This is a genomic window from Microcoleus sp. LAD1_D5 (assembly GCF_036702115.1).
GTDB lineage: Bacteria > Cyanobacteriota > Cyanobacteriia > Cyanobacteriales > Microcoleaceae > Microcoleus.
On sequence record NZ_JAUBSA010000030.1, the window covers coordinates 62,953 to 69,985 of the forward strand.

General features: G+C 45.5%; 6 protein-coding genes. 2 read left to right on the plus strand and 4 right to left on the minus strand.

Annotation, left to right across the window (positions count from 1 at the left end):
* Window positions 1-284: 284 nt before the first annotated feature.
* Both QUA70_RS14895 and QUA70_RS14900 read right to left on the minus strand, forming a co-directional pair.
* Window positions 285-1,937 carry an alpha-amylase family glycosyl hydrolase gene (locus tag QUA70_RS14895; RefSeq protein ID WP_333326213.1) on the minus strand — a complete coding sequence of 551 codons (1,653 nt, stop codon included), beginning with the start codon at window positions 1,935-1,937 and terminating at the stop codon, window positions 285-287.
* 483 nt (window positions 1,938-2,420) lie between these two features.
* On the minus strand, window positions 2,421-3,140 hold the full coding sequence (locus QUA70_RS14900) for a response regulator (RefSeq protein ID WP_006632725.1): 720 nt from the start codon (window positions 3,138-3,140) through the stop codon (window positions 2,421-2,423).
* Between the two features lie 398 nt (window positions 3,141-3,538).
* On the opposite strand from QUA70_RS14900, the gene QUA70_RS14905 reads away from it, so the two are divergent.
* Entirely contained in the window at window positions 3,539-5,407 is a 1,869-nt protein-coding gene (locus QUA70_RS14905; protein ID WP_333348034.1) for a PAS domain-containing sensor histidine kinase, read from the plus strand.
* Window positions 5,408-5,438: 31 nt separating this feature from the next.
* On the opposite strand, the gene QUA70_RS14910 is transcribed toward QUA70_RS14905, so the two are convergent.
* Both QUA70_RS14910 and QUA70_RS28610 read right to left on the minus strand, forming a co-directional pair.
* On the minus strand, window positions 5,439-5,810 hold the full coding sequence (locus QUA70_RS14910; protein ID WP_333410480.1) for a hypothetical protein: 372 nt from the start codon (window positions 5,808-5,810) through the stop codon (window positions 5,439-5,441).
* A gap of 447 nt (window positions 5,811-6,257) precedes the next feature.
* A complete protein-coding gene (locus QUA70_RS28610; RefSeq protein ID WP_445251642.1) occupies window positions 6,258-6,392 on the minus strand; it encodes a transposase in 135 nt (44 codons plus the stop codon).
* A 92-nt stretch (window positions 6,393-6,484) separates the two neighbouring features.
* Between QUA70_RS28610 and QUA70_RS14915 the strand changes: the two genes are divergently transcribed.
* Window positions 6,485-6,979, plus strand: coding sequence for an ABC transporter transmembrane domain-containing protein (locus QUA70_RS14915; protein WP_333410482.1), 495 nt, complete (start codon window positions 6,485-6,487; stop codon window positions 6,977-6,979).
* Window positions 6,980-7,033: the final 54 nt, after the last annotated feature.

Below are 7,033 nucleotides of genomic sequence, written 5' to 3' on the forward strand. Positions count from 1 at the left end.
TCGATCCCCCTAGCCCCCCTTAAAAAGAGGGGGAAAAGAACTTACTCAAAGTCAACCCCTACTCCCCTTCTTAAGGGGAATGCGAGGGGGATCTCCGAGGAATAAATAGTTTTAACCCAAGCGTATTGCCTTATAAGTTTGTAGTCAGGAAATCCGTTCTCGGACTTTGGGGGAATTAAGAAAAAACTTAAGTCCTTACTACCAACATTTTTTTCTGGTTGGTAGTAAGAACTTCAGCCCTGATATTTTTGAATGGGGAATCAGTGCTTTGGAGGTCTGATAACTTACTGCCAAACAAACACTTTCGCTTCGTATTCCGGCAAGTCAATCATAATATTATGATCGCCAGATTCAATATCATAATTCCCTGTCCATTCGTGCCAAGTTCCGTTTGCTGGGAAGTGGGGCACGCTGTAACCTGCTAGATAATTTTCCGACATATTCGCCACTACTACAACTCTCGAACCTTCATCGTTCCAGCGAGTATAAGCAAAAACTTTTGAGTCGGGGTCTTCGTGGAAAAACTCGATGTTTTCTGTGTACAGTGCTTGGTTATTTTTACGCAGGTGAATTAAGCCTTTGTAGTATTCCCACAAACCTTTATTCAGGTCATTTCCTAGCAGCGTCCAGTCAATTTTAGCTTGCTCAATTGTTTTGCCTTTGTATTCGCCAAATTCTTCGCCCATCCAAATCAGCGGCACGCCAACTGCTGTCATTAACAACACGGTTCCCAACTTCGCCCGCTTGAAGGCGGCTTCATCCAAAATTCCGCGATCGCCCAATTCGGCAAAAACGCGATGGTGGTCGTGATTACTCAAATAATTGACTACATTCGTAGAACCCAAGAAACCTTGCCGCTTGCAGTCGATTACTTCTTTGAGACGTTCTAAATCAAAATTGTCCCCGCAGAGTTGTGGAATTATGGAGTGATAGAAACTGTCGTGCCAGCAGCCGTCCATCGGCCCGTCTAGATTGGTGATGCTGGGATTTTCGGGAATGTATTCGGCAACGGTATAAAACGGTTTGGGGCCGGCGACATTTTTGGCTTCTTGAACTATCCAGTGCATGAAATCGTAGTTAGCAATTTGTCGCGCCGCGTCGAAACGAATGCCGTCGAGATGATATTCTTGAACCCAATAGCGGACTGTATCGCCAGCAAATCTGCGCGCCGGGAAAGTTCCTAAGTTTTCGTCGTAAAATTCGTAGTTAAATTCCGGGCCCCAATTGTTGTCTGGATCGCGGGGTTCGTGGTGATACCAATAATCGTGATCGATTTGAGTCAGGGGGCCCGATGATTCCGAGTGGTTGTAAATCCCGTCGATGATGACGCGAATGCCGCGGCCGTGACACTCGTCTATCAGGTTTTTGAGTTCTTCTGTGGTTCCGTAGCTGGACTCGGCAGCGAAGAAGTAGCGGGGGTTGTAGCCCCAACTGTAGTCGCCTGGGTATTCTTTGAGGGGCATGAGTTCGATCGCGTTGATGCCGAGTTCGACTAGGTAATCGAGTTTTTCGACGACATGCTTGTACTTGCCGCGGGCGAGGGGGTCTGCTTCGCCACCGGAAAAGTCAGCAACGTGCATTTCATAAATCACTAATTCCCGATCGGCCGGTAGCGGTTTGTCATCGTGTTTCCAGACGTAGGTATCGACAATGCGATCGCCGTCTTTGATCCGAACAAGGCCGTTTTGAGTAGGATCGTCGATGTCAGTCGCGTAGGGATCGACCACATCTACCCACTGATCTGCTTCCAGAAACCAGCTTTTCGACTGAACGCGAAATTTGTATTGATAAACGCCATCCTCCAACTCAAATCGGGTGCGGAAATAACCCTCTTCGTCCTTTTCCATCGGAATCTCTTCCCAATTAGAAAAAGAGCCAATCAAAGCAGCTCCTTTATTGTAGGGAGCAAATAACTTAAATTCAATTGGAGCGGCCATAATACCTCTTTCTAAAATATTTTAGTAGCAGTTGATACTTTTAATTTCGCAAATTTAAGCGAACTCAGGCATCATTCTGCGGGTATAATTTCTTTAAGGCTTAACTATTCCTAAAAGTATGATAATCTTGCTTCTACTGCGCTTTTTATGAATTGATCTCGCGTAATATTGGCAGTGCGAGCGAAATTTATCTAACTTGCGATCGCTCAACAATAAGTATTAGTAATATGAAATTTTTTAAGCATCTATCTTAAGGTAGATTTAATTCTAAAATGTTTTTTTTAATATCTGCACTGGGATAGATGTGTAGTGAAACTATGCTATTATTCTAACAATAAACAATTCGTCGGCTGGTGCTGATGGCGCACCCTATTTTTTCGCCAACAATTAGTCAATTGGTGCTGATGGCGCACCTACTTTTTCGGTGGTAAGGTGCGCCATCAGCACCCTACTTTTAACTTGGTTTTGCCAGATGATAAGGCTTCATCCAACCAAGCCAGAACGCAGGGCGAGAACGGCTGCCTGAGTGCGGTCATCAGCGCACAACTTGTTCAAAATATTGCGGACGTGAGTCTTGACTGTACCGACAGTAATGTACAGCTTTTCGGCGATTGCAGCATTGCTGTAACCCTGCACGATCAGTTCCAAAACCTCTAATTCCCGCTCGGTTAAAGGGTAAGTCTCAATGATGTGACTGAACTCAGGTTCGGCAGCCTTAATTGTGACTCTTTTGCCCTCAGCCTTCGGTTCTTCCGGCGCGGACTCCTGAGTGCGAGCTTGTTTCAGGACGATGCGGGCGATCGCCGGATCGATCCAAGAGTTACCTTCGTGAGTTACTTTTACTACATCCAACAACTGATCGAAGCTGATATCTTTCATGCAGTAAGAGTCAGCTCCGGCGGCAAAAGCTGCCAGAACTTCTTCTTCATTGTCCTGAAAAGTCAGAATCAAAATTTTTGTATCGGGATCGGACTCCGCTACCGATTTTTTGAACTTTTGTGTAAGTTCAATGCCATCAAAATCCGGCAAGCCAATGTCTACAATTGCCACGTCAGGTTTTGAAGACTGAAGCAGTTTCAATCCCTCTGTAGCGTTAGCTGCATCGCCGACAACTTCTATAGTGTCACGCTGTTGTAAAGCTGTGCGGATGCCGACTCTTGTCAGGTCATGGTCTTCTATCAAAGCAACGCGAATTTTACTCATCTTTCTTCCAATAGTCCGCTAAACATTTAAAATATCGTCAACTGACCCAGCCAAACTGAGTAAATTTGAGAATGTGTCCCGATTTATGGTTTGACAGGCCGCACATCATTTTCAAGCATACTCATGCAGCCGCCAAGAAAGCAAGTTAATTTTTAAGTTCTTTGGCGGCGATGCCTGCACGACCCTTCATCGGGACAGGTAAGCTCTCAATGTTTCAACAGTTTAACTGAATTATCTCATTGTCCGCCCCTTGATAGAGGTAAAGATACCACTACCCGGATAAGTTTAAAGTATAAAAAATTTTGAGGCACTTGGGCCGTCAAAATAAATAAAGCTAGCAGTACGAGTCTTTAGCCGGTGTTAGGGCTCAAGTTCTATGGTTATTTATAAAACCTGTTATGACTCACTATCACGGCAAGAACTCTTTTCCCTCAGAGTTTTCCGACGGGGAAATATTACACAAAGTATCTGAAATAACATCCCCCCAACAGCAAGTTTGCGACCGCGAAACTCAGGACGATCGCCTGTGGGAGGCAACTCCTCACATAATTTGGAAAGCATATGCCGATGGCTGGGTGACTTATTTAGGTCAGTGCTGGGAGGAATATACGGGGGTACCAGCAGCAGCAGCTTTGGGTTTCGGCTATCTGGCGCAGATCCACCCAGAAGACCGTCCTCGTCTGTTGGCGAAGTCGCGCATTGGTGAGTTCCCGCCGCCAAGTTACGAAATTATATTTCGTCTGCGGACGCGACAGGGCACTTACCGCTGGAATCTGGCCAGAGCAACGCCCGCTAATCCAGAGAGTCAGGAAGTTTTAGAATGGGTGGGAACCTACACAGATATGGACGCGGTGCAACAAACTCAAGTGGATCCCCAAGCAGGATCAGAATTTTTGCCCCCTCAAGCGCGCTCGGAAGCCAACTTCAAAGCAGAAAAGTTGTGCGAAGCCGGGACGCTAAGGGACGGGGGGCGGGATTTGCACGCGATTGATCGGTTTACAAATCTGTTGAGCCAGCGCGCGGGTAACTTGGGTCAGTTGTTGCAAGCCATCGCGGACGCGACTGTAGAGGCGATCGCAGGAGCGGAATTTTGCCTAGTTGCTCTCCTGGAGTCCGATTGCAGCGGCCTCAAACTCAGCGCTGTCGGGGGCACGGAAAACTTTGGTGGGGGCAAAACCCCGCACGTGCAAAACAAGCTGCTGTGGAAAGCATTTGCGACGGGAGAGTCTGTACTGTGCCGGTCGGAGTCTAGCGACGGCTTGCTGCCGGCGGCGGCTTGTGCAGCGGCGATCGATTCGGGGCCAAGCGGGCGTTTGGGTGTGTTAGCCATCGGCAACGGGAAAGACAGCACGGCGATTGACCGGCATACTCAGCAACTGCTGGCGGTGATGGGAAAACAAGCTGCGATCGCAATTAACAACGCGCTGGCGATCGAAAAATTAAAAAAGCAGGAACAGCTTTTAGACTTGCAAAACGAGCTGCTAATTCGCCAGCAGGAAGAACTGGAAAATCAGGGCCGACGCCTTCAACAGCAAAAATTGCAACTGCTAGAAGCAGCCAAGTTAAAATCGCAATTTTTGGGCATCATGTCCCACGAATTGCGAACTCCCATGAATTCGATTATCGGCTTTTCCCAATTGCTGCTGCGCCAGCACAAACAACTGCTCAGTACCCAGCAAAAAGAGATGGTGGGGCGCATTTTACATAACGGCAAAAACCTGCTAGTGCTGATTAACGATATCCTCGACCTCTCCAAAATCGAGAGTGGTCACCTAGAATTACAAATTGAAGAATTTGATTTAGCGCATTTAGTAATGGATGTCGCCCTGGAATTCAGAAATCAAGCCACCGAAAAGAATGTGGTAATGTCCGTCAGCGTGTGCTTGCAGGATCAGTTGATAGTTAATGACAAGTTGCGCCTGCGGCAAGTTTTGGTCAATCTCGTTTCCAACGCGGTTAAATTCACGCCTGGGGGCAGCATTGGCATTGAGGTGCGGGAATTAAATAGCGATCGGCTAATTATCAGTGTTCAGGATACAGGAATCGGCATCTATGAAACCGATCTTCCCCACATTTTCGACAAATTCCACCAAGCCGACCAAACCACAACCCGTCACTATTCAGGCACCGGTTTAGGACTAGCTATTTGTGCCTCTTTAGTAAAGATGATCCACGGCACAATTACTGCCGAAAGTCAACCCCAAAAAGGTTCGACATTTCGGATGGAATTCCCGCGAAAAATTTACCCTAAAAAACTCACTTGCTGAGTGAAAACATTATATAGAACCCATTTGACATCTAAGAAGAGGGTGCAAGCCTTTTAAGCATCAGTCGAATAAAACAAAGGTTGAGCTTGGCAGTCGCATTATCCAAAGTTCTCTCAAAGTTCTTGACTAAAATTTTGCATCTTTCCACCCAAGCATTTGACCGTTCTCTTCCCCACCTGGCTCTAACCAGTACAAATCCGGATTTTCTTTGTACTTTTTTGTCTGGTTTTGATGGTTTGTTCGAGAGTTCAAACTTGATTTTCGTCATGATTTGTGGATAAATCTTTTTTAATTCTTCTGTGAGATGTTCAGGGTGATAGCCGTGATCAAGTAAAATCGTAATCTTGGGAATATTTACAGGTTTAGACTTGAAATAATCGATGTTTTTACTCAACATCTCCATCTAACCAGCATCATCTCATACGCTAGCTTTAGTTCCGTGGGTAAAGAAGGGAAACCCAAGCCTATCAACCGCTAAGTGTCTTTTAATACCATTTATAGATTTGTAGAAACACAAACATGAATGATTCAATATTGGCATTACAAGTATTTTTAACTGAAGAGTGAGTTTATCATGATCAAAGTCGTCCATTTGGCTTTTTTTTGACCACGAATTTCTTGATGGTACCCGCCACGTGATTTATCCGTGGAATCAATCCCAAATCGAAAATCGAAAATCCTCAAGCCCCCGCATTTATCCGTGGGGTCAATCTAAAATCTAAAATCTAAAATCTAAAATCGATTGACCTGCTCACGCACTTGCGAATGTAATACTCTCATCAGCTCTTCTATCACTCACGGAGACCGCCACTGCTTGTAATGCCTATATAAGGTTGAGTACGGGGGCAAGTCACGCAGGTAAGTCTTGCCAATTGCAGCCATTCTTTAATTGATAAAAGATTCCATCCAAGATTTCTCTCTTTGTCCAGTTGGATGGTAAGCGTCTGCTTCTTCGTAGGCAATAGCTAATGTAGTATGGGTTCAATTAATTCCCATTCTGACTCCGTTAGGCTGCTACAGTAAGGCATGGCTGATGGTTTGTGCTTTTATGGTGACGTTAGCACAAGACCGTAAAAGATGATGTCAAATAGACTCTATACTCAAACAAAAGCTGATCAAAACCTACTGGAGCATAATTCAGATAAGTCAATGCGTATTCTCTGGAATTACCTCAAGCCCTATCAATGGCTTGCCGTTCTATCGTTATTACTAGCCGGTATCAGCCAGGTTCTAGCACTGGTAGACCCGATTATTTTTGGGAAAATCATTGACGATTACGCCACCCAACGGGGAACCAAAACAGATGCAGAGCTAGTCTCTGGGGTGCTGGTGCTATTAGCGATCGCAGTCGCAGTTGCAGTATTATCACGACTCACCAAAGCTATACAAGAATACATGACCAGGCTGGTAGTGCAAAAATTTGGCACGCAGATATTTAACGACGGGTTACGACAAACACTAAGGCTTACCTATCAGGAATTTGAAAACCAGCAAAGCGGTGAAACGCTAGCCCTTTTGTTAAAGGTTCGCAGTGACACAGAACGCTTTATCAATACTCCGGACAGTTTTTAAGCAGCCAAAGTACCATAAGACAAGACTGAAGAAAGATTAGGATGGTTTAAAATC